The organism is Chromobacterium alticapitis, assembly GCF_002924365.1.
GTDB classification, from domain to species: Bacteria; Pseudomonadota; Gammaproteobacteria; order Burkholderiales; family Chromobacteriaceae; genus Chromobacterium; species Chromobacterium alticapitis.
Genome location: NZ_PQWB01000028.1, coordinates 45,672 through 71,274, shown reverse-complemented (window position 1 = coordinate 71,274; position 25,603 = coordinate 45,672). Strand labels below are relative to the sequence as shown.

Here is a 25,603-nt window from a genome sequence, read left to right as displayed (position 1 = left end):
GCGACAGCAGCGCCAGCCCCAGCCAGCGATTGGGAAAATGCGTGCGATTCTGCATGAAGACTCCAAGACAAAGCGGGCGGCCCCGCGGCGCGCCCGCTCCCTACGCGCGTATCAGCTGGCGGACTTTTCGAAGCGGCGCAGCAGCTCGTTGCCGCGCTGCACCGCGCTGTCCAGCGCCTGCTTGGCGGTCTTCTTGCCGGTCCACACCTCTTCCAGTTCCTCGTCCATCACGGTGCGGATTTGCGGCATATAGCCCAGGCGCAGGCCGCGGGTATACGGCTTGGGAGCCTTGTTCTGCATCTGCAGCGCCGGAATGTCCGCGCCAGGGTTCTGCTGGTAAAAGCCCTGCTGGCGGCTCATGTCGTAAGCGGCCTTGACCACCGGCAGATAGCCGGTGTCCTGGTGCCACTTGGCCATCACCGCCGGCGAGGTCAGCAGTTTGAAGAATTGGGCCACGCCCTTGTATTCGGCCGGGCTCTTGCCGCCCATCACCCACAGGCTGGCGCCGCCGATCAGCGCGTTCTGCGGCGCGCCCTTCACCGACGGATCATAAGGCATCATGCCCATGCCGAAATTGAACTTGGCGTTCTTGCGGATATTGGCCAGCGAGCCGGAGCTGCCGGTCATGATGCCGCACTCGCCGCTATAGAACTTCAGCGTGGCCTCGTCCTTGCGGCCGGCGTAGCTGAAGCTGCCGTCCTTGGCCATTTTGGCCAGCAGTTCGATATGCTTGACCTGCGCCGGGCCGTTGAACTCCAACACGGCGCTCTCGCCGCCGAAGCCGTTGTTCTCGCTGGCGAACGGCAGATTGTGCCAGGCGCTGTAGTTCTCCAGTTGCACCCAGCCCTGCCAGCCGGTGCTGTAGCCGCAGCGCAGGCCGGAAGCCTTGAGCTTGGCGGCGGCGGCGGCCAGCTCCGGCCAGGTTTTGGGCGGCGCGTCCGGCAGGCCGGCCTTCTTGAAGGCATCCTTGTTGTAGTACAGCACCGGAGTGGAGCTGTTGAACGGCAGCGACAGCAAGCGGCCGGTCTTGGCGTCGGAATAGTAGCTGGCCACGGCCGGGATGAAGGCCTTCTCGTCCAGCTTCTCGCCGGAATCGGCCATCACTTGGTATACCGGCTTGATGGCCTTCTTGGCCTGGATCATGGTGGCGGTGCCCACCTCGAACACCTGCACGATGGCCGGCGCGTTGCCGCTGCGGTAAGCGGCGATGGCGGCGGCCAACGACTCGTCGTACTGCCCCTTGTATACCGGCACCACCTTGTAATCTTTCTGGCTGGCATTGAACTGCGCGGCGATGGCGTTGACGCGGTCGCCCAAGGCGCCGTCCATGGAGTGCCAGAACTGGATTTCGGTGGCGGCGTGGGCAGACAAGGACAGCGTCAGCAACAGGGGGGCCAGCGCGCCGGCGCGGCGGGTGGTGCTAGACAGGGCAAGCTTCATTGTTATCTCCGGTGCAGTGGGAGGGCATGGCGTCAAGCGGCGGATTGTGGCCGGCCAAAATGACAATATATTTACAGTAATGTTTCAATATGACTTCAATAAGTCCCTGCAATCAAAAAACTCATGCCTGGCATGCAAAAAGGGCGGCCCCATATGGAGCCGCCCCTGATTCACCGTTGTCCCTGCCTTACTGATAGCTAAGCCTGTCGGCCTTTCCCCAGAACACCCGATAGGAGAAGGCGGTATAGCCGATGATGCATGGCAACACCGCCACAGCGCCCCATAAAATCACCCACAGCGCCTCCGGATCGGCCGCCGCCTGCCAGATCGTCATCTTGCCTATCACCATCTGCGGGAACACGCTGTAGGCCAGGCCCCAGAACGACAGCAGCACGATGCCGACGCTGGCGGCGAACGGCAGCCAGCAGAAGGCGTCGTTGCCGGCGGCCTGCCGCCGCGCCAGCCTCGGCAGGCTCAGCCACAGCAGAACAAACAGCGCCAGCGAGCCCAAGGGCAGCGGCAGCAAGAGCAGGAATTGCGGCAGCGCGAACCACTTGGCGGCAATGCCGGGATTGGCCAGCGGCGTCACCACCGATACCGCCAGCACCGCCATGCCCGCGCCGTACAGCGCGTATTCGGCCCAGACCACGGCCTTGGCCTGCAGCGCGCCATGGGTCTTCATCACCAGCCAGCAGGCGCCGAGCAGGGTGTAAGCCAAGGCCAGGCCCGCGCCCACCACCAGCGCGAAAACCCAGGCGACGGCGCCGTCGGCGAAGCCGGTCAGGAAACGGCCCAGCATCACGCCTTGCGCCAGCGCCGCCAGCAGCGAGCCGCCGGCGAAGGCTGCGTTCCACCACGGTTTGTGCGGGTCTTGCGCCTTGACGCGGAAATCGAAAGCCACCCCGCGCAGGATCAGTCCCACCAGCATGGCCAGCACTGGCAGATAGAGCGCGCCGAACACGATGCCGTGCGCCACCGGGAAAGCCACCAGCAGCAAGCCTGCGCCCAGCACCAGCCAGGTTTCATTGGCGTCCCAGAACGGGCCGATGGAGCCGACCATCACGTCTTTCTCATCATCGCTGGCCAGCGGCAGCAGGATGCCGACACCAAGGTCGAAACCGTCCAGCACCACGTACACCAGCATCGCCAGCGCCATCAGCCCGGCGAAAATCGCCGGCAGGTAGAATGCCTCGCTCATGCCAGTTTCTCCTTCAGTTGGATTTCGCCCGCAGCGTCGTGCGCGCCGGCCTTGCGCGCCAGGTGGAACAACACCGAGATGTAGGCGGCCAGCAGCGCGGCGTACAGCGCGAGATAGGTCGTCAAGGACGTGAACAGCATCGGCCCCGTCGCCTGGCCCGCCGCCTGCGCCGTGGTCAGCACGCCGGTCACCAGCCAGGGCTGGCGGCCGATCTCGGTGACGAACCAGCCAGCCAGCGTGGCCACCCAGCCGGAGAACGTCATCCACAACAGCGCCCGCGCCAGGCCCTGCCCCAGCTCGCCGCGGCTTTTCAATTTCCAGGCGGCTAGCCAGGACACCAGCAACATCAGCATGCCCATGCCCACCATCACGCGGAAGCTCCAGAACACCTTGGCCACCGGCGCGTGCTGTTCGAACTCGTTAAGCCCCTTGATCTCGCCGCCCCACTGGTGGGTCAGGATCAGGCTGCCCAGCTGCGGCACGCCCACGGCGTAATCGTTGCTGCGGGTTTCGGCGTTGGGCAAAGCGAACAGCAGCAGCGGCACGTCTTTTTCCGTCTGCCAGATGCCTTCTATCGCCGCCAGCTTGGCCGGCTGGTGCTTCAGCGTGTTCAGGCCGTGCATGTCGCCGACGAACATCTGCAGCGGGATCAGCAGCGCCGCCAGGAACACGCCGGTCTTCAACGCCGACATCACGCCGCGGCCGCGCTCGCCGCGCAAGTAGCGGTAAGCGGACAGGCCGGCCACCAGGAAGGCCACGGTCAGGCCGGAGGCGATCAGCATATGGGTCAGCCGGTAAGGCATGGACGGGTTGAAGATGACTTCCATCCAGCTGAGCACGTGGGCGCGGCCGTCGCGCATCACAAAGCCGGTCGGCGTTTGCATCCAGGAATTCAGCGCGATAATCCAGAACGCCGACAAGGTATTGCCGCCCGCCACCAGCAGCGTGGACAGCGTGTGCACCCTCTCCGGCACCCGGCGCCGCCCGAACAACATGATGCCGAGGAAGCCGGCCTCCAGGAAAAACGCGGTCAGGATTTCATAGGCCAAGAGCGGACCGGCGATATTGCCCACGGTCTGCATATAGCCCGGCCAGTTGGTGCCGAACTGGAAGCTCATCGTCACGCCCGACACCACGCCCAACGCGAAGGACAGCGCGAAAATCTTCACCCAGAAGTTGTAGGCGTCCATCCAGCCCTGCTCGCCGGTCTGGCGGAAGCGCAGCTTGAAGAACAGCAGCACCCAGGCCAGCGCGATATTGATGGTGGGAAACAGGATGTGGAACGAGATATTGGTGGCGAACTGGATGCGCGCCAGGGTGACGGGATCGAGATCCATCGCTTGCTACTCCTTGTCTGCGTCTCGCTGCCCCAGCCGGGATAGCGATTGGGTGAACTGCAAGACCTTCTGCACCTGGGAGCCCAGCTTCATCAGCCGCTGCAGCGTCTCCACATCCATGTGCTGGATGTCGGAGAACCAGGTGGTGACCAGCTCGATCAGCTGGTACATCTCTTTCATTCTTTCCTGCGCATGGCGCTCGGCTTCGCTGGCCGGGTTGTCCATGATGGCGCCGCGCAGCATGGTCAGCGTGGGTTCCACCTCGCGCTTCTTGCGCTCCTCGGCCAGGGTTTTGAAAATCTGCCACACGTCTTCCGGCGTGGAGAAATACTCGCGCCGGTCGCCCGGGAAATGCTGCAGCTTGACCAGCCGCCACGACTGCAGCTCCTTCAAGCCCATGCTGACATTGGAGCGGGAACAGCCTATGGCCTCGCCGATCTCGTCGGCGTTCAGCGGTTTTTCCGAAACATACAGCAAGGCGTAGATCTGGCCGACGGTGCGATTGATGCCCCAACGACTGCCCATTTCGCCGAAGTGCAGCACAAAAGCCTGCACCAGAGGTGGGAGGTTCATGATTTTTCCAATTTTCAGTAACTTCTGAAAGTTTGATATGAATCATAATTTGCCGCCAAAGACACAGTCAATACGAACAGTTGTTGATCTGTGCGCTTGACCTCATGCCAAATCCATATGCGTAAGCATGAAAAAGGCCATGCCGCAGCATGGCCTGGATCAAGATTTCCGCTTCGATTCAAAGCAATAGGATGGCGCGGAAATCGTTGACGTTGGTGTGGGTGGGCCCGGTGATCAGGAGATCATCCAAGGCATGAAAAAAACCGTAGCCATCGTTGTCCGCCAGCCTATCTTGGGCGCGCAGGCCCTGCGCCGCCGCGCGCGCCAGCGTGTCCGGCGCGATCCAGGCGCCGGCGTTGTCCTCGCTGCCGTCTATGCCATCGGTGTCCGCCGCCAGCGCGTAAACCCCGGGCAGGCCGTTCAGCGCGATGGCCAGCGCGAGCAGAAACTCGCTGTTGCGGCCGCCCCTGCCCCGGCCCTTCAAGGTCACCGTGGTTTCGCCTCCCGACAAAATCACCGCCGGCCTGGCCACAGGCGCATCGCGCATGGCGATTTGCCGGGCGATGCCGGCATGGACCTTGGCCGCCTCGCGCGCCTCGCCCTCTATGCTGTCGCCCAAGAGCAGCACATCGTAGCCCAACCTTCTCGCTTCCGCCTCGGCCGCGCGCAAAGCCAGTTGCGGCGTAGCGATCAACCGGTATTCGGCATGGGCCAATCGCGCGTCGCCCGGTTTGGGTGTCTCATCCGGCTCCGCCGCCAGATGCGCGCTCACGGCGGGCGGCAGGTTCAGGCCATACTTGGCCGCCACCGCGCGCGCGTCGGCGTAAGCGCTTGGGTCCGCTACGGTCGGTCCGGAGGCGATCACCGCGGGATCGTCGCCCACCACATCGGAAATCGCCAGCGTCACCAGCCGGGCCGGCGCGCAGGCCAGGGCCAGCCGTCCGCCCTTGATGGCGGATAGGTGCTTGCGCAGCGCGTTCATTTCATCGATGCCGGCGCCGCAGGCCAATAATTGCCGGCTGACTTCCTGCTTGTCCGCCAGGCTGATGCCGTCCGCTGGCAAGGTCAACAGCGCCGAGCCTCCGCCGGACAATAGACAGATCACCAAATCGTCCGCCGTCAGCCCCCGCACCGCGTCCATGATCCGCCGCGCGGCAGCGCGGCCAGCCTCGTCCGGCACCGGATGCCCGGCCTCCAGCACCTCGATGCGCCGCGTCGGCACCGCGTGGCCGTAGCGCGTCGCCACCACGCCGGACAACTCGCCCGGCCAGGCGCCCTCCAGCGCCCGCGCCATCGCCGCGGCGGCCTTGCCCGCGCCCACCACCACCGTGCGGCCCTTGGGCGGAGGCGGCAGATAATCGATCAAGCGCTCCGGCTTGACGCTCTCCACCGCGACATCGAACAAACGGCGCAGCACTTCTTGCGGCGATAGACGGGACATGGCGCTTCCTCCTTGTAATTATGCATTCATTGTGGCCCAGACCGACGCGGCTGACACCCCCGCCGCCACGCGATAGAATGGCGGCGATTCCAACGCCCCGCCTTCACCGGGGCGTTACGCATTTTTCCAGTACAGACCAAAAGCAGAGTCCGACACCCGATGAGCACGCCCCAGCACACCCCGATGATGGCCCAATACTTCGCCCTGAAGCGCGACCACGCAGACAAGCTGCTGTTCTATCGCATGGGCGACTTCTACGAGCTGTTCTACGAGGATGCGGAAAAGGCGGCGCGGCTGCTGGACATCACGCTGACCGCGCGCGGCGCCAGCGCCGGCGTGCCGATCAAGATGGCCGGCATTCCCTATCACGCCGCCGAAGGCTACCTGGCGCGGCTGGTGAAGATGGGCGAGTCGGTGGCCATCGCCGAGCAGATCGGCGACCCCGCGCTAGCCAAGGGGCCGGTGGAGCGCAAGGTGGTGCGCATCGTCACGCCGGGCACGCTGACCGACGCGGCGCTGCTGGACGACAAGCGCGACAACCTGGTGCTGGCGGTCAACATGGTCAAGGGCGTGCTGGGCCTGGCCTGGCTGTCTCTCGCCAGCGGCGAGTTCAAGGTGATGCAGGCCGATGTGGAAGACCTTTCCAGCGAGCTGGAGCGGCTGAAGCCGGCCGAGCTGGTGATCCCGGACGACACCGGCCTGGCCGCCTTCGAAGGCATCTCGACGCCGAAGAAAAAGCTGCCGCCGTGGCAGTTCGACATCGAATCGTCCAAGCTGGCGCTGACCCGCCACTTCGGCACCCGCGACCTGGCCGGCTTCGGCGCCGACACGCTGCCGGTGGCCGTCGGCGCGGCCGGCGCCTTGCTGGAATACGTGAAGTCCACCCAGGGCGTGAACCCTGCCCACATCGCCGCGCTGTCGGTGGAGGAAGCCGGCGAGCTGATCCGCATGGACGCCGCCACCCGCCGCAACCTGGAGCTGACCGAAACCATACGCGGCGAGGCCTCGCCGACGCTGGCCTCCCTGCTCGACACCTGCGCCACCAGCATGGGCAGCCGCCTGCTCGGCCACTGGCTGCACCACCCGATGCGCAACCACGGCAAGCTGGCGCGCCGCCACGGCGCGGTGCGCGCGCTGCTGGCCCGTTACCAGGACGTGCACGCCGAGCTGGACCAGGTGTCCGACATCGAACGCATCACCTCGCGGGTGGCGCTGCGCTCGGCCCGCCCGCGCGACCTGTCGGCGCTGCGCGATTCGCTGACGGCGCTGGCCGGCGTCAAGGCGCTGGCCGCCTCGCTGGATTCCGCACTGCTGAACGAGCTGGCCAGCGTGCTGCCAATCGACTCGCCGGTGCAGAAGAGGTTGGCCGCCGCCATCCTGCCGGAACCCGCCACCTTCCTGCGCGACGGCGGCGTGATCAACAACGGCTTCAGCCCGACGCTGGACGAGCTGCGCGCCATCCAGACCGACTGCGGCGACTTTCTGCTCAAGCTGGAAGCGCGCGAGAAGGAGCGCACCGGCATCACCACGCTGAAAGTGGAGTTCAACCGCGTCCACGGCTTCTACATCGAAGTGTCCAAGGCGCAGTCGGACAAGGTGCCGGACGACTATCGCCGCCGCCAGACGCTGAAAAACGCCGAACGCTACATCACACCAGAGCTGAAGGAATTCGAGGACAAGGCGCTGACCGCGCAGGACCGCGCGCTGGCGCTGGAAAAGCAACTGTACGAGGCGCTGCTGGACGAGCTGGCCCCGCACATCGCCGAGCTGAAGCTGATCGCCCAGGCAGTCGCCACCCTGGACGTGCTGTCCGCCTTCGCCCTGCGCGCCGCCATCGGCAACTACGCAGAGCCGCAGTTCGTTCCCGAGCCCAAGCTCGACATTCTCGCCGGCCGCCACCCGGTGGTGGAGGCGGAAGTGGAGCGCTTCATCGCCAACGACACCAAGCTGTCCGCCGAACGCAAGCTGCTGTTGATCACCGGCCCGAACATGGGCGGTAAATCCACCTATATGCGGCAGAACGCGCTGATCACGCTGCTGGCCCACGTCGGCAGCTTCGTGCCGGCCGACTCCGCGGTGATCGGGCCTATCGACCGCATCTTCACCCGCATCGGCGCGTCTGACGACCTGGCCGGCGGCCGCTCCACCTTCATGGTGGAAATGACCGAAACCGCCAACATCCTCAACAACGCCAGCGAGCACTCGTTGGTGCTGATGGACGAAGTGGGCCGCGGAACGTCCACTTTCGATGGTTTGGCGCTGGCCTGGGCCATCGCCCGCGCGCTGATCGAAAAGAACCGCGCCTACACGCTGTTCGCCACCCACTATTTCGAGCTGACCACGCTGGCCGGCGAATACCCGGCGGTGGCCAACGTGCATCTGTCGGCGGTGGAGCACAAGGACCGCATCGTGTTCCTGCACCACGTGGAAGACGGCCCGGCCAGCCAGAGCTACGGCCTGGCGGTGGCGCAGCTGGCCGGCGTGCCGGGCAAGGTGATACGCGAAGCGCGCCGCCACCTGGCGGACCTGGAAAACCAGTCCGCCGCGCGCGTGCAGCCGGACCTGTTCGCCACGCCGGCCCCCGCGCCGGAGGCCCAGCCGCACCCGGCCCTGGAGCGCCTGCTGGAGCTGGATCCGAATGAGTTCAGCCCCAGACAAGCCCTGGACGTATTGTTCGAATTGAAAAAACTGGCCTATTGACCAGCTACCATCGGAATCTTTACCTATTATTACTAAATGGTAACGTACGAAGAGGAGCAATACGATGTCGCTTGAAACCGCTTCCGCCGCCCCCAGCATCAGCCAGTTGCTTGGCAAGCTGGCCGACGACGGGTCTATCGCCCTGTCCGATATCCGCGACAAGGCGAACCACGAACTGTCCAGCTTCGCCGAGCTGGCGCAAAAGGAGCTGAACCAGTTCGACATCAGCATGCCGCCAGCCATCAGCCTGATCAGCGGCGGCGGCTTCCAGCTCGCGCTGGAAAACGCGCATCCGCATGAGGCTGAAATCCATGACTGGCTGGAAGGCAATCTGATTCTGGCCCGCAAGTTCAAGGAAGTCGAAGTGCTGTTCGAATTCGTCCGCGCGGCGGAAAGCGCCGGCGAAGTGTTTCCGGAAAGCTCCAGCTTCCACATCGGACTGACCAGCGCCGGCCCGATCGCCTATTTCGAGGACCATCACAACCATTGAAGCACATCCGTGACCCAAGATCGGCGCTTGAGCGCCGCCACCCAGCGGGGGAGCCTAGGCTTCCCCGCCTTGCTTTTACGGGCCGGCCTCAAACCGCAGCCCCGTTCCCGGACGGGGCTTAGCGGCTCTCCGGCTTCTTGCCGCGGGCGAAGCGGAATGCCGGCGTTTTGACGCTCTTGGCCGCCTGCGGCGCCTGGCGCTGCGGCTGCCTGTCTGCCGGCCTGCCGCCGCGTCCGGCAGGAGAAAGCTTCGGCAAATCCTCAAGCCTCACGTCGAGCTCGCGCATTTCGCCCGGCTGCAAGCCGTCCAGCCGCCACGGGCCGATGGCCACGCGCACCAGGCGCAAGGTCGGCAGTCCGGCCTTGGCCGTCATCCGCCGCACCTGTCGGTTCTTGCCCTCGCTGATGATGATTTCCAGCCAACAATCCGGCACGGTCTTGCGGAAACGCACCGGCGGATTGCGCGGCCATAGCTCAGGCTCCTCTATGCGCCTCACCTCGGCCGGCTGGGTGATGAAGTCGCCCAGGTCCACCCCTCGGCGCAGCATTTCCAGCTGCTCCTCACCGGGCTCGCCCTCCACCCTCACCCAATAGGTCTTGGGCAGCTTCCAGCGCGGATCGGCGATGCGGTGCTGCAGCGCGCCGTCGCCGGTCAACAGCAAGAGCCCCTCGCTGTCGGTATCGAGCCGGCCGGCCGGATAGACGCCGGGCAACGGCACGCAGGACTTCAACGTGGGGTGCGTGGGGTGTTCGGAAAACTGGCAGATCACGCCATACGGTTTGTTGAGCAGAATCAGTTGGGACATGCGGCTGGCACGGCTGAATGAAAGTAGACGAATGATAGCAAGGCTGGGCCGCGCCGTGAGCGCAAACGCGCATGGCGAAGGCCGATTGCTGCCACGCAACATTCAAACGGTTGTTTTATTCACATCCGAACCTTGCCCGCCCAGTTATCAGGCATAAAAGTTTCAATTGCGCCGCCTACCAAGCGTGTGAGAAAGGGTATAATTCGCTTTTGAAAATTGCCCAAGAGCCGCCGGACGCCCCGCGGCCGACCGGCCAAGATCTCCGACATTCCGCAGAATGTTGACCGGGCCGTGAACTCTTCGCGCAATCGTTCTGTCGTCACAAGATCAACATGGAGATAGAGTAATGCCAGCAGAACAATCGAAAATCATTTATACCCTCACCGACGAAGCGCCGGCGCTGGCCACCAGCTCCTTCCTGCCCATCGTCCAGGCCTTCGCGGGTTCCGCCGGCATTCAAGTCGACACCGCAGACATCTCCGTGGCCGCCCGCGTGCTGGCCGAATTCCCGGATTATCTGAGCGACGAGCAAAAAGTCCCCAACACCCTGGCCGAGCTGGGCAAGCTGACGCTGCAGCCGGAAGCCAACATCATCAAGCTGCCCAATATCAGCGCCTCCGTGGCCCAGCTGATGGCCTGCGTAAAGGAACTGCAGTCCAAGGGCTATGCGCTGCCGGACTACCCGGAAAATCCGGCCGACGACGCGGAAAGGGCGATCAAAGACCGCTACGCCAAGTGTCTGGGCTCCGCCGTGAACCCGGTGCTGCGCGAAGGCAACTCCGACCGCCGCGCGCCGCTGGCGGTGAAGAACTACGCCAAGAAACACCCGCACTCGATGGGCGAATGGAAGCAGTGGTCGCAGACCCACGTCTCCCACATGCACCACGGCGACTTCTACCACGGCGAAAAGTCCATCACCTTGGACAAGGCCCGCGACGTCAAGATGGAACTGGTTAGCAAAAACGGCCAGACCATCGTGCTGAAGCCGAAGGTGGCGCTGCAAGACGGCGAGATCATCGACTCCATGTTCATGAGCAAGAAGGCGCTGTGCGACTTCTACGAGCGCGAAATGGAAGACTGCCGCGAGTCCGGCATTCTGTTTTCCTTGCACGTGAAGGCCACCATGATGAAGGTGTCCCACCCCATCGTGTTCGGCCACTGCGTCAAGATCTACTACAAGGACGCGTTCGAGAAGCACGGCAAGCTGTTCGACGAACTGGGCGTCAACGTCAACAACGGCATGGCCACGCTGTACGAGAAAATCGAAACCCTGCCGGCCTCCAAGCGCGAAGAAATCATCCGCGACCTGCATGCCTGCCAGGAGCACCGTCCGCGCCTGGCCATGGTGGACTCCGCCAAGGGCATCACCAACTTCCATTCGCCGAACGACATCATCGTGGACGCGTCCATGCCGGCCATGATCCGCGCCGGCGGCAAGATGTGGGGCGCCGACGGCAAGCCTTACGATGCCAAGGCCGTGATGCCGGAGTCGACCTTCGCTCGCATCTACCAGGAGATGATCAACTTCTGCAAATGGCACGGCAACTTCGACCCGCGCACCATGGGCACCGTGCCCAACGTCGGCCTGATGGCGCAAAAAGCCGAAGAATACGGCTCGCACGACAAGACCTATGAAATCCAGGAAGACGGCGTAGCCAACATCGTCGATCTGGCCACCGGCGAAGTGCTGCTGAGCCAAAACGTGGAAGCCGGCGACATCTGGCGCATGTGCCAGGTCAAGGACGCGCCTATCCGCGACTGGGTAAAGCTGGCCGTGACCCGCGCCCGCAACTCCGGCATGCCGGCCGTGTTCTGGCTGGACCCGTACCGCCCGCACGAGAACGAGCTGATCAAGAAGGTGCAAACCTATCTGAAGGACTACGACACCAACGGCCTGGACATCCACATCATGTCCCAGGTGCGCGCGATGCGCTATACGCTGGAGCGCGTGGCCCGCGGCCTGGACACCATCTCGGTCACCGGCAACATCCTGCGCGACTACCTGACCGACCTGTTCCCCATCATGGAGCTGGGCACCTCGGCCAAGATGCTGTCCATCGTGCCGCTGATGGCAGGCGGCGGCATGTACGAAACCGGCGCCGGCGGCTCCGCTCCCAAGCACGTGCAGCAGCTGCTGGAAGAGAACCACCTGCGCTGGGACAGCCTGGGCGAGTTCCTGGCGCTGGCGGTTTCGCTGGAAGATCTGGGCATCAAGACCGGCAACGGCAAGGCCAAGGTGCTGGCCAAGACGCTGGACCTCGCCACCGGCAAGCTGCTGGACGAGAACAAATCCCCGTCGCGCCGCACCGGCGAGCTGGACAACCGCGGCAGCCAGTACTACCTGTCCATGTACTGGGCGCAGGCGCTGGCCGAGCAGTCCGAAGACAAGGAACTGCAAGCCCGCTTCGCGCCCGTCGCCAAGCAGTTGGCCGACAGCGAGCAAACCATCCTGGCCGAATTGAAGGCCGTGCAAGGCAAAGCGGCCGACATTGGCGGCTACTATTTGCCGGATGCCGCCAAGTGCAGCGCGGTGATGCGCCCGAGCGCCGCCTTCAACGCCGCCATCGCCGCCGTGCAGGCCTAAGCGTCAACCCGCATCGACAAAGCCTCCGGAGCGATCCGGAGGCTTTTTTCATTACCGCCGTCGATACCGCGGGAGCAAGCCATTCAACGCCACTCCCTCGCCAGTTCCCGCGCCGCCTCCAGCACCCGGTCCCGCGCTGCATCGCGCCGCTTGCCGCCGCGCCAAACCATCGCCACCCGCCAGCGGCCCAGCTCCGGCTCGGCCAGATCCAGCTCCTTGAGCAAACCCTGCGCCAACTCCTCCCGCACCGCCAGCCTGGGCACGAAGGCGACATAGCCATGCCACAGCGCCAGATCGCGCGCCGCGGCGGCAGGCTGCAATAAATGGATGGGACTGACGGACTGGCGCAGGGACCGCAAACGCCGCGCCAAATCCTCTGCGGCCGCGCCCCAGCGCTGCGGCGCCAGCGGATAAGCGGCCATCTGGCTCAAAGTCACGCCGCGTCGCGTCGCCAGAGGATGGGAAGCGCCCGCCACCGCCACGATAGGCGTCTCACCCAACGTCTCCAGTTCAAGGCCGGCGGGGTGCGGCCTGTGCAATACGAAGCCGATATCCAGCGCGCCGGACAGCACTTGCTGCAGAATCTGCGGCGAATGGTCGGTATCGCAATGAATTTCCACAGGCGCGTCGGCCAGCCTACGCAGCAGTGGGCCAAAAGCCACTCCAGACAAGGATGGCAGGGCGCCCAGTCTAACCTTGGGCAACCCCTCGCCAATCGTCAGCCGTTCCTTCCCCTCCGCCAGCGCCTCCAACGCCGCCCTGGCTGCCGGCAAATAGGCCAGGCAAGCGGCGGTCGGCTCCGCGCCGCGGCGGTGGCGCTTGAACAATTGCGCCCCCAGAGACGACTCCAGTTGAGCGATGCGTTGGCTGACCTGCGGCTGCGCCCATCCGCGCCGGGCCGCCGCCTGGCTGAAACTGCCCAACTCTGCCGCATCCAGCAGCAGCTGCAAGTCATCCAAAGAAACAGTCATATCAAAAATCCATATCAAATATCATTAAATGGCATCTTTCATAATACCTAAACAGCATTGAAAATCGCATGCCTATCTCAAAGAGAAAACACCATGCGCTATCTGGAAATGGAACGGCTGCTCTTGCGGGCCGTGATGGAGGCGGACGTGCACGCCTTGTTCGACATCTACGGCGATCCCGCCACCAACCTCTATAATCCGAATGGCCCCTATCCTTCGCTGCAATACGCGGAGGATAGGCTGGCCGCCTGGCTGAAAGGATGGCGCGAAGAAGGCTGTGGACAATGGGCCGTAGCAAAACGGGAAGCACCGGAACGCATCATCGGTTTTGGCGGACTGTCGTATATGGATTACGGCGGCGAGACGCGGCTGAATCTGGGCTACCGTTTCGCAGCATCGGCCTGGGGAATGGGCTATGCCAGCGAAACCGCGCGCGCCGCCTTGCGTTGCGCATTCGATCAGCTCGGCGCCCCCGCGGTGTACGGCAAGGTCCGCCCCGCCAACCACGCCTCGATCCGAGTGCTGGAAAAACAGGGTTTCCGCCAAGCTGGAGAGCTGGCCGACGTGCCCGATCAGCCAGCTTCCCGAGTTTACCTGCTGACGCGCGCCGGCTACGCCGTCCGCGATTGAAAATGAAAAGCCCGCCTGAGGCGGGCTTTGAAATATGCCTTGCAGCCCACCACGCGGCGGGACTGAGTCCAGAACAGATTTACGCGTTCTGGATATTGGACGCTTGCTTACCTTTCGGACCGGACACCACTTCAAAGCTTACACGCTGACCCTCTTTCAGAGTCTTGAAGCCTTGCATGTTGATGGCCGAGAAGTGAGCGAACAGATCCTCGCCGCCTTCGTCCGGAGTAATAAAGCCGAAGCCTTTTGCGTCATTGAACCACTTCACGGTACCAAATGCCATTTAACTTCCTTGCAAAAAAAGGCTGGTGAAGCCGACCAACTTAGAGCTTAATTAAGTATGACAGTTTTGCTGTGACGCAAAATGCCAAACAGCTAAGCCAAGCACCAGCTGCATTTCTACGCAACCATGGCGGCGCCGTCAAGTGATTGCCGTCTGTTGCCCCCCCTTGAAAAAAAGTCCAGGGGAACCAAAATTGAAGTAAGGCACCGTTTCCATGAAAGTCGACATGTCCACCTCGGTCAAAGACGATGCCCAGCTTGAGGCGTCACGGGTTAGGGAAAACCCTCCACCGATGTATAAGGTGTTGTTATTGAACGATGATTTTACCCCGATGGACTTCGTGGTACAGGTTCTCCAGCAGTTCTTCCACATGAACAGAGAGCAGGCCACACAAATCATGCTGCAGGTCCACACGCAAGGTCACGGCGTGTGTGGCGTTTATACCAAAGACGTGGCTGCAACGAAGGTCGAGCAGGTGTTGCAATATGCGAAAGCGCATCAGCATCCGCTTCAGTGCGTAATGGAGGAAAACTGATGATTGCCCAGGAGCTTGAAGTAAGCCTGCATATGGCGTTCATGGACGCACGGCGCAAACGCCACGAGTTCATCAGCGTGGAGCATCTGCTGCTCGCGATGACCGACAATCCGTCGGCCGCAGAAGTGTTGCGAGCCTGCGGAGCGAATATCGACCAACTGAAAAAACAGCTGACCGACTTCATCGACGAGCACACCCCCACCGTGCCCGGCGAGACCGAAGTCGAAACCCAGCCCACCCTAGGCTTCCAACGCGTGATTCAACGCGCCATCCTGCATGTGCAGTCGTCTGGCAAGAAGGAAGTGTCCGGCGCCAACATTCTGGTCGCCATCTTCGGCGAAAAGGACTCGCATGCGGTGTACTACCTGCACCAGCAAGGCATTTCGCGGCTGGACGTCGTCAACTTCATTTCGCACGGCATCACCAAGCAGCGCTCGCAACAGCCGCCGCAGGAGCCGCGCGACAACAACAATGGCGATGCGGAGGGCGAGGAGCAGGCCACCGGTCCGGGCGGGGCGCTGGAGAACTACACTCAGAACCTCAACCAGATGGCGCGCGACGGCAAGATAGACCCGCTGATCGGCCGCGAGCATGAGCTTGAGCGCACGGTGCAGATTCTGTGCCGCCGCCGCAAGAACAACCCGCTGCTGGTGGGCGAGGCCGGCGTGGGCAAAACCGCCATCGCCGAAGGCTTGGCGCGCCGCATCGTCAATGGCGAAGTGCCGGAAATCTTGGCCAAGTCCAATGTCTACGCGCTGGACATGGGCGCTCTGCTGGCCGGCACCAAGTACCGCGGCGACTTCGAGCAGCGGCTGAAGGCGGTGATCAAGCAATTGACCGACGACAGCAACGCCATCTTGTTCATCGATGAGATCCACACGCTGATCGGCGCCGGCGCGGCCTCTGGCGGCACGCTGGACGCGTCCAACCTGCTGAAACCTGCCCTTTCGAACGGCAGCCTGCGTTGCATAGGCGCGACGACGTACAACGAATACCGCGGCATTTTCGAAAAGGACAATGCGCTGTCGCGCCGCTTCCAGAAGATAGACGTCAGCGAGCCTACGGTCGAACAGACGGTGGAAATTCTGAAGGGGCTGAAATCCCGCTTCGAGGCCCACCACGGCGTCAAGTACACGCAATCGGCGCTGTCCACCGCGGCGGAGCTGTCTGCGCGCTACATCAATGACCGCCACTTGCCGGACAAGGCCATCGACGTGATAGACGAGGCCGGCGCGGCGCAAAAGATTCTGCCCAAGTCGCGGCAGAAGAAGGTGATCAACAAGTCGGAGATCGAGGAGATCGTCGCCAAGATCGCCCGCATTCCGCCCAAAACGGTCTCCAGCGACGACAAGAACGTGCTGAAGAACCTGGAGCGCGATCTAAAGAACGTGGTGTTCGGCCAGGAGAAGGCGATCGAAGGCCTGGCCAGCGCGATCAAAATGACGCGTTCCGGCTTGGGCAACCCGCAGAAGCCTATCGGCTCCTTCCTGTTCTCCGGCCCCACCGGCGTCGGCAAGACCGAACTGGCGCGCCAACTGGCCTACATCCTCGGCGTCGAGCTGATCCGCTTCGACATGTCCGAGTACATGGAGCGCCACGCGGTGTCGCGGCTGATCGGCGCGCCTCCGGGCTATGTCGGCTTCGAACAGGGCGGCCAGCTGACCGAGGCCATCAACAAGCATCCGTACGCGGTGGTGCTGCTGGATGAGATCGAGAAAGCGCATCCGGACATCTACAACGTGCTGCTGCAGGTGATGGACCACGGCACGCTGACCGACAACAACGGCCGCAAGGCGGACTTCCGCAACGTGGTGCTGATCATGACCACCAATGCGGGCGCCGAATCGCTGTCCAAGCCCTCCCTGGGCTTCACCCAGACCAAGGCCGCCGGCGACGAGATGGGCGACATCAAGCGGCTGTTCAGTCCCGAGTTCCGCAACCGGCTGGATGCCATCATCCCGTTCGGCGTGCTGGACGAGCAGATCATTCTGCAGGTGGTGGACAAGTTCCTGATGCAGCTGGAACAGCAATTGTCCGAGAAGCACGTCGACGTCCACTTCACCGACGAGCTGCGCCGCTACCTGGCGAAGAACGGCTTTGATCCGCTGATGGGCGCGCGCCCGATGGCGCGCCTGATTCAGGACACGCTGCGCAAAGCGCTGGCCGACGAGTTGCTATTCGGCCGGCTGGTGTCTGGCGGCGAGGTGACGGTGACGGTGATTGACGGCAAGGTGGAGCTGCAATTCGATCAGGACGCGCTGGCGACAGCCGAACCCGCCTGACCTTGAGGCGCCCCGGACAAACGCCCGCGCAAGCGGGCGTTTTTGCTGCGCCGGCCGGCTCAGCCGCGCGGGTGATGGCGCGCGTGCAGTTGCTTCAGCCGCTCGCGCGCGACATGGGTGTAAATCTGAGTGGTGGAGATGTCCGCGTGGCCCAGCAGCAGCTGCACGACCCTCAGATCGGCGCCGTGATTGACCAGATGAGTGGCGAAGGCGTGGCGCAGCACATGGGGGCTGACCCGCGACAAGCCCTGCCGCGCCGCATATTGGGTGATCAAATGCCAGGCCATTTGCCGCGTCATGCCGGCCTTGCGCTGGGTGACGAAGACCGCATCGCAGGGTAGGCCGGCCAGCAGCAGCGGCCGCGCCTCCCGCAGATAGCGCAGCAGCCAATCCTGGGCGATCTCGCCCAGCGGCACCAGCCGCTCCTTGCTGCCCTTGCCCACGGTCTGCACTACCCCGTCCAGCAGATTCAACTGATTCAGCGTCAGCCCCACCAGCTCGGAAACGCGCAAACCGCTGGCGTACAAGACCTCCAGCATCGCTCGGTCGCGCAGGCCCAACGGGGTGTCGGTATCCGGCGCAGCCAGCAGCGCCTCGACGTCGACCTCGGACAGCGACTTGGGCAACCGCAGCCCTTGCTTGGGGCTGGCCAACCGCGCGCTAGGGTCGTCGCTGCGCCGGCCGCTGCGCAGCAAGTGCTGGTAGTAGCGGCGCAGCGCGGAAGTCAGGCGGGCGCGAGTGGCCGGCTTTTCGCTCTCCACGCCAGCCAGCAGAGCCCGCTCCAGCTCCGCCTCGTCCGCGCTGTCCAGCGACGCGCCCTGCTCTTCCAGCCTCGCCGACAATTTGGACAGGTCGCGCCGGTACGCGGCCAGCGTGTTCTGCGACAGGCCGTCCTCCAGCCATAGCTGGTCTAGAAAAATATCTATGCCATCTCTAGCCAAGCTCATGCCGCAGCAGCCATCGCTTGATGTCCAAGGTCTCGTCGCCAGTGGACTGGTTGAAGCCTCCCAGACCCGCGCTGGCCACCACTCGATGGCAGGGCACGATGACGGGAATGGGATTACGGCCGCAAGCGCCGCCGACGGCGCGCGGCGAAGAAGCCAAGGCCTGGGATAGATCCAGATAACGCCGAGTCTCGCCGCAGGGAATGGCGGCGATCTGCATCCACACCCGCTGCTGATAAGGCGTGCCATGCAGCCGGTAAGGCACAGTGAAGATATGGCGCGGATCCGCGTAATAAGCCTCAAGCTGTCTTGCCGCCTCCTCCTCCAGGCTGCCCGCCTGCGGCGGCCGCAGAGTGGCATCAGCCGGCAGAAAGCTCAGCGCGATCAACTCTCCGTCGCGGCAGGCCACGCCCAGTCGTCCGAACGGCGCGGCGATCACGGCGCTGTACTCCATCGCATCCCCCTAGAAACGAAAAAAGCGCAAGGCCGAGCCTTGCGCTTTGATGATAGCGGCGGTCGCCGACAGGATTAACCCTGCTTGCGAGCCGGCAGCTTTTCCTTGATGCGAGCGGACTTGCCAGTGCGGCCGCGCAGGTAGTACAGCTTGGCGCGACGCACGTCGCCGCGGCGCTTCACTTCAACGGAAGCCACCAGCGGGGAGTAGGTTTGGAAGGTACGTTCAACGCCTTCGCCGGCGGACATCTTGCGCACGGTGAAAGCGCTGTTCAGGCCGCGGTTACGCTTGGCGATCACAACGCCTTCGTAAGCCTGCAGACGTTCGCGGTTGCCTTCCTTAACCTTCACTTGCACCACTACGGTGTCGCCCGGGGCGAATGCCGGCAGGGTCTTGCCCAGGCGCGCGATTTCTTCTTGCTCGAGTTTTTGAATCAGATTCATGATTTACTCCGATTTATTCTGGACATCTTGTTCCTGCTGGTACTCTGCCAGCAGCCGAGATTCCTGTTTTGTCAAAACGCGGTCTTGCAGCAGCTCGGGCCGACGTTTCCACGTCCGCCCCAGCGACTGCTTGAGCCGCCATTTGGCGATCAGGGCATGATTACCGGACAACAGCACGTCCGGCACCCGCATGCCTCGATACTCTTCGGGTCGGGTGTAATGCGGGCAGTCCAGCAGACCGTCCACAAATGAGTCTTCGTACGCCGATTGCGCATCGTTGAGCACGCCCGGCAACAGCCGCACCACCGCGTCCGCCAGCACCATGGCCGGCAGCTCGCCGCCTGACAGCACGTAGTCGCCGATGGAAATTTCCTCGTCGACCTGGGTGGCGATCAGCCGCTCGTCTATGCCTTCGTAGCGGCCGCACAGCAGGATCAGGCCTTGCCGTTGCGACAGCTCCTCCGCCTTGGCGTGGCTGAGCCTGACGCCTTGCGGAGACAGGTAGACCACGTGGCTGGCCTCGACGCCGGCTTCGCGCTGACGCGCGCGCGCGGCGTCTATCGCCTGCTCCAGCGGCTCGATCTGCATCACCATGCCGGGACCGCCGCCATAGGGCCGGTCGTCCACCCGACGATAATTGTCGTGGGTGAAGTCGCGCGGATTCCAGGCTTTGAAATGCCAGAGGCCCAAGTCAAGCGCCCGCTGGCTGACGCCAAAGCGGGCAATCGAATCGAACATCTCCGGGAACAGCGTCACCGCATCGATCTGCATCAGTAATCCAGACCCCAGTCCACCAGGATGCGGCCTTCGGCCGGCACCACGTCCAGCACGTACTGTTCCACAAACGGAATCAGCCGCTGCTGTCCATCGTCGCCCTTCACCACCAGCACGTCGTTGGCGCCGGTTTCGAGCAGATTGTCCACCTTGCCGAGCGTTTCGCCCTGCTGATTGACCACGGTCAGACCCATCAGGTCGTTCCAGTAGTACTCGTCATCGGCGGGGGCCGGCAGCTCGCTGCGCGGAACCGCGATCTGCGAACCGCGCAACAACTCGGCGGCATCTCTGCCTTCGACGCCTTCCAGCTTGGCGGCGAGCGCCTTGGGCTGGACAGCGCCGTTCTCAAATGTATACGGCTTCCAGCTGCCGTTCTTGCCCAGCCACCAGACCGGGTAATCGAACAGGCCGTCAGCGTATTCGGTATCGGCGTGGATTTTCACCCAACCTTTGATACCGAAGGCGCCGCGCACAAAGCCCATTACTACGAGATCTTCGTCGCGCATGCGCCCAATTCCGTCTTGAAGTCGGATAGCCGGATTAAGCGGCTACGACTTTCTGCTCTTTCAGCAGCTTGGCAACGGAGTCGGACAGCTGGGCGCCAACGCCGACCCAGTAGTTCAGACGGTCCATGGTGAAGCGGACGCGCTCTTGCTTCTCGTTGGCTACCGGGTTGTAGAAGCCAACGCGCTCGATGAAGCGACCGTCACGACGGTTGCGGGAATCGGTCACCACGATGTTGTAGAACGGACGGTTCTTGGCGCCGCCGCGGGCCAGACGAATCACTACCATTGTCGATTGTCCTTGAAAAAAACGGGATATAGAAAAGCCCACGATTTTATGGCAGATTTCCCTTATCTTGCAAGCGCTTAATGCAAGGCACTGTGGCGGCCGTCGCTCACAGGGGCTTCAACACCAGTGTCAATGCCCTGTCCTCGGGGTGCGGCTCAACGCTAAACCCCAGTTTATGCATCAGTTTCAGCATGCCCTTGTTGCCGGCCAGGACTTCGCCGCGCATCAGTTTCAGCCCCTGCTCGCGCGCCGCGTCGAACAGCGCCTGCATCAGCAGATTGCCAATGCCGCGTCCCTGCCAGTGGTCAGCCACTTCCAGCGCAAACTCGCAGGCCTCGTTGTCCGGATCGGTGATGAAGCGCGCCACCGCCAGCATCTCCTCGCCGGCTTCGCCTTCGCGCGTCATCGCCAGGGCCATCTCTCGGTCGTAATCCAGCTGGGTGAAGCGGACCAGCATGCTCTGCGACAGCTGCTTGATGCTCGAAAGATAACGGTTGTAGCGGCTTTCCTCGGACAAATTGCGGACGAAGGCCTGCTGCATGTCCGCATCCTCGGGCCGGATCGGTCTTATCATCACCGGCGTGCCGTCGCGCAGCTTGGCGCAGACGAGCATATGGGAGGGATAAGGCATGATGGCCATGTGGCCGTAGCGCTTTTGCGCGGCGCGCGCCGGCTGCACGATGATGCGGGCGTCCAGCGCGATGACGCCCTTCTCGTCCGCCACCAGCGGGTTGATGTCGAGCTCTCTGATCTGCGGCAGTTCGCACACCATTTCCGACACCTGCAGCAAAACATGGCGCAGTTCCTCCCCGTCCACCGGGGGCAGATTCTTGAACGGCCCCAGCAACTGGCCGATGCGGGTCTGGCCTATCATATTGTCCACCAGGTAATCGTTCAGCGGCGGCAAGGCCAGCGCCAGGTCGTGCATCACCTCCACCGCGATGCCGCCGGCGCCGAAGGTGACCACCGGCCCGAAGGCGGCATCGTGCGCCACCCCCACCATCACTTCGCGGGCGAAGCGCCGCTTGCGCATGGGCTGCACCGACACGCCCTCGATGCGCGCGTCGGGCCTCGCCTGCCGGGTGCGGCTCATGATGCCGTCGAAAGCCGCGCGCAGCGTGGCCTCGTTGCTGATGTTGAGCTCCACGCCGCCCACGTCGGACTTATAGATGATGTCCGGGGAATCGATTTTCAGCACCACCGGATAGCCTATGGCCTCCGCCTGGCGCGCGGCCTCGTCGGCGTTGCGCGCCAGCGTGGTCGGATTGACCGGGATGTGAAAGGCGGCCAGCACCTGTTTGGATTCGCGCTCAGACAGGATTTCCCGTCCTTCGGCCAGCGCGGCGTCCATCACCCGGCGCGCCGCCGCCACGTCAGGATCCTTGTGTTTGCCCTCCAGCGGCCCCGGCGTTTGCAGCAGCAATTGCTGGTTGTGCTGATACGCCGCCAGATGGCGGAACACTTCGATGCCGTACTCCGGCGCGCGGAAGTGGGCGCACTTGGCCTTGGAGAACAGCTCGCGGCTTTCCGATACCTTGGCGTCGCCCAGCCAGGACAGAAACAGCGGTTTGGTGGTCTCGCGCTGCAGGCCTATCATCAGCTGCGCCGTGGTCAAATGGTCGGTGCCGGCCTGCGGCGTGAAGATCACCATCACGCCGTCCACGCCGGGATCGTCGACGCAGGCCTTGACCGCGGTGCGGAAACGCATGGGACTGGCGTCGCCTATGATGTCCAGAGGATTGCCGCGCGACCAGTTGCGCGGCAGCACGCTGTCCAGGAGTTTCATGGTGCCTTCGCCCAGCTGCGCCAGTTCCACGCCGTAATCTATCGCGCTGTCTGCCGCCAGCAGGCCGGGGCCAAAGCCGTTGGTGACGATGGCCAGCCGCTTGCCGCCCACTCTGTAGTTGGCCGCCAGCACCTTGGCCGCGGTGAACAGTTGGGCGATGGACGACACGCGCAGTACGCCGGCGCGCGCCAGCGCGGCGTCGAACACGTCGCCGCTGGCCACCAGATTGCTGGCGTGGGTGCGGCCTTCGGCATCGTTCTCGAAACGGCCGGACTTGATCACCACCACCGGCTTGGTGCGCGCCGCGGCGCGCAGCGCCGACATGAAGCGGCGCGCGTCATGGATGTGGTGCACATGCAACAAAATGCCCTGAGTGGCGTTGTCCGCCACCAGGTAGTCCAGGATTTCGCCGAAGCCGACATCCAGCGCGCGGCCCAGCGACACCACGCTGGAAAAACCGATTTCCTTGCTGTCCGCCCAGTCCAGCATCGCCGCGCACAGCGCGGACGATTCCGATACCAGCGCCAAATTGCCCGGCCGCACCTTGCCGCTGTAATTGCTGGCGTTGAAGCCCGCCACTGGCCGCATCAGACCCAGTACATTGGGGCCGAGCAGGCGGATGCCGAAATGGCGCGCGATGGACAGCGCCTCATTGATCAGCTCCTGCTCCAGCTGCTCGCTGTCGGAAAACTCCTTGGCCAGCAGCACCGCCTTGACGCCCTTCTTGCCGCAGTCCTTGATGATGCCGGGCAGAGAGCGGATAGCCGTCGCCACCACGGCCAGATCCAGCGGATCATCAATCTGCCGCACCGAAGAAAAAGCGGGGATGCCGCCCACTACCTTGTGGTTCAGATTGACCGGGAACAGCTTGCCCTGGAAAGAGCCGGCCAACAGATTGGCGAACATCGCCTGACCGATCGAGCCGGGCCGGTCGCTGGCGCCGACCACGGCCACGGTGCGCGGAGAAAACAGCGGAGTCAGATAGTGCGGCCTCATTCGTGCTTGTCCTCGGAAACGATGTCTATCGGCACCGGCTTGCCCGCGGGCGCCGGGACTGGCCATTCCGCCTGCAAGGTTACGTGATCTATGCAAAATTCGCGCGACAGCATCAGCTGGCAGGCGGCCAAAATGCGCGGCCAATCGCGCGGCGCGGCAATGCGCACATGGGCCGACAGCGCCACCCGCTCCGCCGACATCGTCCACACATGCAAATCATGCACCGAGGCCACGCCGGGAATGCCCGCCAAAGCCAAGCCGATGCGGTTGTAGTCCAAATGGCCAGGCACGCCCTCCATCAAGACCAGCACGGTCTGGCGGATCAGCCTCCAGGCGGCGGCCAGCAACAGCAACGCCACCAGCATGGACAGCAGCGGATCCACCGTCATCCAGCCGGTGAAATAAATCACCATGCCGGACGCGATAGCCGCCAGCGAGCCGAACAAATCGCCCAGCACATGCCACAGCGCGGCCTTGCTGTTCAGCGAGTGCGCCCCCTGGCTCAACAGCCAGGCCGCCAGCAGGTTCACCAGCAAGCCGGCCGCCGCGATCAGCATCACGCCGCCGCCGTTGACCGCATGCGGGTTGCGCAAGCGCAACACTGCCTCCGCCACGATGAATAGCGACAAGCCGAACAGCAGCAGGCTGTTGAACAGGGCGCCCAGCACCTCGGCCCGGCCATGGCCGAAAGACAGCCTGTCCGTGGCAGGCATGCGGCCGATTCGGGCCACCCACAAGGCCAGCAGCAGCGACAGCGAGTCCGTCAGCATGTGGCCGGCGTCGGACAGCAGCGCCAGCGAGCCGCTCCACCAGCCGCCCAGCGCCTCCAGCAGCGCGAAGGCGCAAGTCAAAGCCAGCACGCGGGACAGCGCTCGGCTGCTCAGGCGCCTTCCCGCCGCGCCGTCCGGCCCGGCATGCCGATGCAGGTGAGGATGGTTGGAATCGTGCCCATCGTCGTGCGCCGGCTCCGCGCCGCCCTCATCATGCAGATGAAACCTGGACGTCATATTGACCTCCGACAAACCCGCCACGAATGAATAAGCCCGCTTGCGATCCGGCGAATTTCTCCGTGTCTCCGCTCTGCCAGTGGCGCAGACCTTACAATATTGCTAACCTTTACAGTTTCGCAACAAACGTATTTTGCGCCGCAGCATGCAACCGGCCGGAAAACCTCCCCGGCCTGCAGGAGCCGATCCATCATGACGAAACGCGTCGTCACACTCGCTCATTATTACACCCAGCCGGAAATCCAGCAGATGGCCGACAAGGTGGGCGACAGCCTGGAGCTGTCGCTGTACGCCAAGGAAGCCCAAGCCGACATCATCGTGTTCGCCGGCGTGCGCTTCATGGCCGAAACCGCGAAAATCCTCAACCCGGAAGCCACGGTGATCCTGCCGGACGCCGGCTCCACCTGCTCGCTGGTGACCCAGACCGACGTCGCCGAGCTGACGCAGTGGCGCAAGCGCTACCCGGACCACGTGCACGTGTCCTACATCAACTCCAGCGCGGAGCACAAAGCCGTGTCCGACTGGATCGTCACCAGCCGCAACGTCGACGACATCATCGCCCATCTGTACGCCGAAGGTAAGAAGGTGATCTTCTCGCCGGACCGCAATATGGGCGGCTATCTCAACGATCAGTACGGCTACGACATGCCCTTGTGGTCCGCCGTGTGCGAAGTGCACGACAAATTCAACGAAGCCGCGCTGGACGAGGCCTTCGCCGCCGCCCCTGGCGACAAATACCTGATCGCCCACCCGGAAAGCCCGCTGCCGGTGCTGAAGAAGGCCGATTACGTCGGCTCCACCTCCGGCATGCTGAACTGGGTCAAGGCTTATCAGGGCGATCCGAAGGCGGTGATCTTCGTCGCCACCGAGGACGGCATCCTGTACAACATGGGCCTGGCCCGTCCGGACCTGGACCTGCGGCAGGCGCCCATCTACGCCGGCTGCCAGTGCAATTCCTGTCCGTACATGAAGATGAACACCATAGCCGCGGTCAAACGCGCGCAAGCCGGCGAGGGCCTGGTCATCGACTATCTCTCCGCCGAACAGATGGACGCCGCCCGCGTGCCCATCGAACGAATGCTGGAGTTCAGCAAGCGTTACTACGCCTGAGCGCAGGCCGAGAAACCCGCCCCCCCGC

General features: G+C 63.6%; 22 protein-coding genes and 1 pseudogene. 7 read left to right on the top strand and 16 right to left on the bottom strand.

Going from position 1 to position 25,603, the window contains the following annotated elements; all coding sequences use genetic code 11:
* Nucleotides 1–111 precede the first annotated feature (111 nt).
* The 5 genes from ugpB to C2I19_RS07950 form a co-directional block, all read right to left on the bottom strand.
* Entirely contained in the window at nucleotides 112–1,440 is a 1,329-nt protein-coding gene (gene ugpB, locus C2I19_RS07970) for a sn-glycerol-3-phosphate ABC transporter substrate-binding protein UgpB (RefSeq protein WP_103902171.1), read from the bottom strand.
* A 187-nt stretch (nucleotides 1,441–1,627) separates the two neighbouring features.
* Entirely contained in the window at nucleotides 1,628–2,638 is a 1,011-nt protein-coding gene (locus C2I19_RS07965) for a cytochrome d ubiquinol oxidase subunit II (protein WP_103902170.1), read from the bottom strand.
* Nucleotides 2,635–3,975, bottom strand: a complete 1,341-nt coding sequence (locus C2I19_RS07960; RefSeq protein WP_103902169.1) for a cytochrome ubiquinol oxidase subunit I — start codon at nucleotides 3,973–3,975, stop codon at nucleotides 2,635–2,637. Before C2I19_RS07960 ends, C2I19_RS07965 begins: the two co-directional genes overlap by 4 nt.
* A gap of 6 nt (nucleotides 3,976–3,981) precedes the next feature.
* Complete coding sequence (locus C2I19_RS07955; protein WP_103902168.1) at nucleotides 3,982–4,548, bottom strand: GbsR/MarR family transcriptional regulator; 567 nt, start codon at nucleotides 4,546–4,548, stop codon at nucleotides 3,982–3,984.
* 178 nt (nucleotides 4,549–4,726) lie between these two features.
* Nucleotides 4,727–5,989, bottom strand: a complete 1,263-nt coding sequence (locus C2I19_RS07950; protein WP_103902167.1) for a glycerate kinase type-2 family protein — start codon at nucleotides 5,987–5,989, stop codon at nucleotides 4,727–4,729.
* 159 nt (nucleotides 5,990–6,148) lie between these two features.
* On the opposite strand from C2I19_RS07950, the gene mutS reads away from it, so the two are divergent.
* On the top strand, nucleotides 6,149–8,689 hold the full coding sequence (mutS, locus tag C2I19_RS07945; protein WP_103902166.1) for a DNA mismatch repair protein MutS: 2,541 nt from the start codon (nucleotides 6,149–6,151) through the stop codon (nucleotides 8,687–8,689).
* A 64-nt stretch (nucleotides 8,690–8,753) separates the two neighbouring features.
* The gene (locus C2I19_RS07940; protein WP_103902165.1) at nucleotides 8,754–9,179 is read left to right on the top strand and encodes a hypothetical protein; all 426 of its coding nucleotides are present in this window, start codon (nucleotides 8,754–8,756) and stop codon (nucleotides 9,177–9,179) included.
* A gap of 238 nt (nucleotides 9,180–9,417) precedes the next feature.
* Here C2I19_RS07940 and C2I19_RS07935 read toward each other — a convergent pair.
* A pseudogene (locus tag C2I19_RS07935) lies at nucleotides 9,418–9,984 on the bottom strand (pseudouridine synthase); the annotation flags it as partial.
* 346 nt (nucleotides 9,985–10,330) lie between these two features.
* Here C2I19_RS07935 and C2I19_RS07930 point away from each other — a divergent pair.
* Nucleotides 10,331–12,568: an NADP-dependent isocitrate dehydrogenase gene (locus C2I19_RS07930; RefSeq protein WP_103902163.1), complete on the top strand. Its 2,238-nt coding sequence runs from the start codon at nucleotides 10,331–10,333 to the stop codon at nucleotides 12,566–12,568.
* Nucleotides 12,569–12,651: 83 nt separating this feature from the next.
* Here C2I19_RS07930 and C2I19_RS07925 read toward each other — a convergent pair whose 3' ends face one another.
* Nucleotides 12,652–13,539, bottom strand: coding sequence for a LysR family transcriptional regulator (locus tag C2I19_RS07925; protein ID WP_103902162.1), 888 nt, complete (start codon nucleotides 13,537–13,539; stop codon nucleotides 12,652–12,654).
* Between the two features lie 93 nt (nucleotides 13,540–13,632).
* On the opposite strand from C2I19_RS07925, the gene C2I19_RS07920 reads away from it, so the two are divergent.
* Nucleotides 13,633–14,169, top strand: coding sequence for a GNAT family N-acetyltransferase (locus tag C2I19_RS07920; RefSeq protein ID WP_103902161.1), 537 nt, complete (start codon nucleotides 13,633–13,635; stop codon nucleotides 14,167–14,169).
* Nucleotides 14,170–14,248: 79 nt separating this feature from the next.
* On the opposite strand, the gene C2I19_RS07915 is transcribed toward C2I19_RS07920, so the two are convergent.
* Nucleotides 14,249–14,452: a cold-shock protein gene (locus C2I19_RS07915; protein ID WP_011137214.1), complete on the bottom strand. Its 204-nt coding sequence runs from the start codon at nucleotides 14,450–14,452 to the stop codon at nucleotides 14,249–14,251.
* Between the two features lie 226 nt (nucleotides 14,453–14,678).
* On the opposite strand from C2I19_RS07915, the gene clpS reads away from it, so the two are divergent.
* Together clpS and clpA are read left to right on the top strand one after the other, a co-directional pair.
* On the top strand, nucleotides 14,679–14,987 hold the full coding sequence (gene clpS / locus C2I19_RS07910) for an ATP-dependent Clp protease adapter ClpS (RefSeq protein WP_103902160.1): 309 nt from the start codon (nucleotides 14,679–14,681) through the stop codon (nucleotides 14,985–14,987).
* A complete protein-coding gene (gene clpA, locus C2I19_RS07905) occupies nucleotides 14,987–17,269 on the top strand; it encodes an ATP-dependent Clp protease ATP-binding subunit ClpA (RefSeq protein ID WP_103902159.1) in 2,283 nt (760 codons plus the stop codon). The genes clpS and clpA overlap by 1 nt, the downstream gene beginning before the upstream one ends.
* Nucleotides 17,270–17,328: 59 nt before the next feature.
* Here clpA and xerD read toward each other — a convergent pair whose 3' ends face one another.
* From xerD to C2I19_RS07865, 8 genes are all read right to left on the bottom strand, one after another.
* A complete protein-coding gene (gene xerD / locus C2I19_RS07900; protein ID WP_103902158.1) occupies nucleotides 17,329–18,216 on the bottom strand; it encodes a site-specific tyrosine recombinase XerD in 888 nt (295 codons plus the stop codon).
* The gene (locus C2I19_RS07895) at nucleotides 18,203–18,667 is read right to left on the bottom strand and encodes a methylated-DNA--[protein]-cysteine S-methyltransferase (protein WP_103902157.1); all 465 of its coding nucleotides are present in this window, start codon (nucleotides 18,665–18,667) and stop codon (nucleotides 18,203–18,205) included. Before C2I19_RS07895 ends, xerD begins: the two co-directional genes overlap by 14 nt.
* A 74-nt stretch (nucleotides 18,668–18,741) precedes the next feature.
* Nucleotides 18,742–19,110: a 50S ribosomal protein L19 gene (gene rplS, locus C2I19_RS07890; RefSeq protein ID WP_103902156.1), complete on the bottom strand. Its 369-nt coding sequence runs from the start codon at nucleotides 19,108–19,110 to the stop codon at nucleotides 18,742–18,744.
* A gap of 3 nt (nucleotides 19,111–19,113) precedes the next feature.
* Nucleotides 19,114–19,881, bottom strand: a complete 768-nt coding sequence (gene trmD, locus C2I19_RS07885; protein WP_103902155.1) for a tRNA (guanosine(37)-N1)-methyltransferase TrmD — start codon at nucleotides 19,879–19,881, stop codon at nucleotides 19,114–19,116.
* Complete coding sequence (gene rimM / locus C2I19_RS07880) at nucleotides 19,881–20,390, bottom strand: ribosome maturation factor RimM (RefSeq protein ID WP_103902154.1); 510 nt, start codon at nucleotides 20,388–20,390, stop codon at nucleotides 19,881–19,883. The genes trmD and rimM overlap by 1 nt, the downstream gene beginning before the upstream one ends.
* A gap of 34 nt (nucleotides 20,391–20,424) precedes the next feature.
* On the bottom strand, nucleotides 20,425–20,676 hold the full coding sequence (gene rpsP / locus C2I19_RS07875) for a 30S ribosomal protein S16 (RefSeq protein ID WP_011137222.1): 252 nt from the start codon (nucleotides 20,674–20,676) through the stop codon (nucleotides 20,425–20,427).
* A 106-nt stretch (nucleotides 20,677–20,782) separates the two neighbouring features.
* The gene (locus C2I19_RS07870; protein ID WP_103902153.1) at nucleotides 20,783–23,458 is read right to left on the bottom strand and encodes a bifunctional acetate--CoA ligase family protein/GNAT family N-acetyltransferase; all 2,676 of its coding nucleotides are present in this window, start codon (nucleotides 23,456–23,458) and stop codon (nucleotides 20,783–20,785) included.
* The gene (locus tag C2I19_RS07865; protein WP_103902152.1) at nucleotides 23,455–24,465 is read right to left on the bottom strand and encodes a cation diffusion facilitator family transporter; all 1,011 of its coding nucleotides are present in this window, start codon (nucleotides 24,463–24,465) and stop codon (nucleotides 23,455–23,457) included. The genes C2I19_RS07870 and C2I19_RS07865 overlap by 4 nt, the downstream gene beginning before the upstream one ends.
* 192 nt (nucleotides 24,466–24,657) lie before the next feature.
* Between C2I19_RS07865 and nadA the strand changes: the two genes are divergently transcribed.
* Entirely contained in the window at nucleotides 24,658–25,575 is a 918-nt protein-coding gene (gene nadA / locus C2I19_RS07860; protein WP_103902151.1) for a quinolinate synthase NadA, read from the top strand.
* Nucleotides 25,576–25,603: the final 28 nt, after the last annotated feature.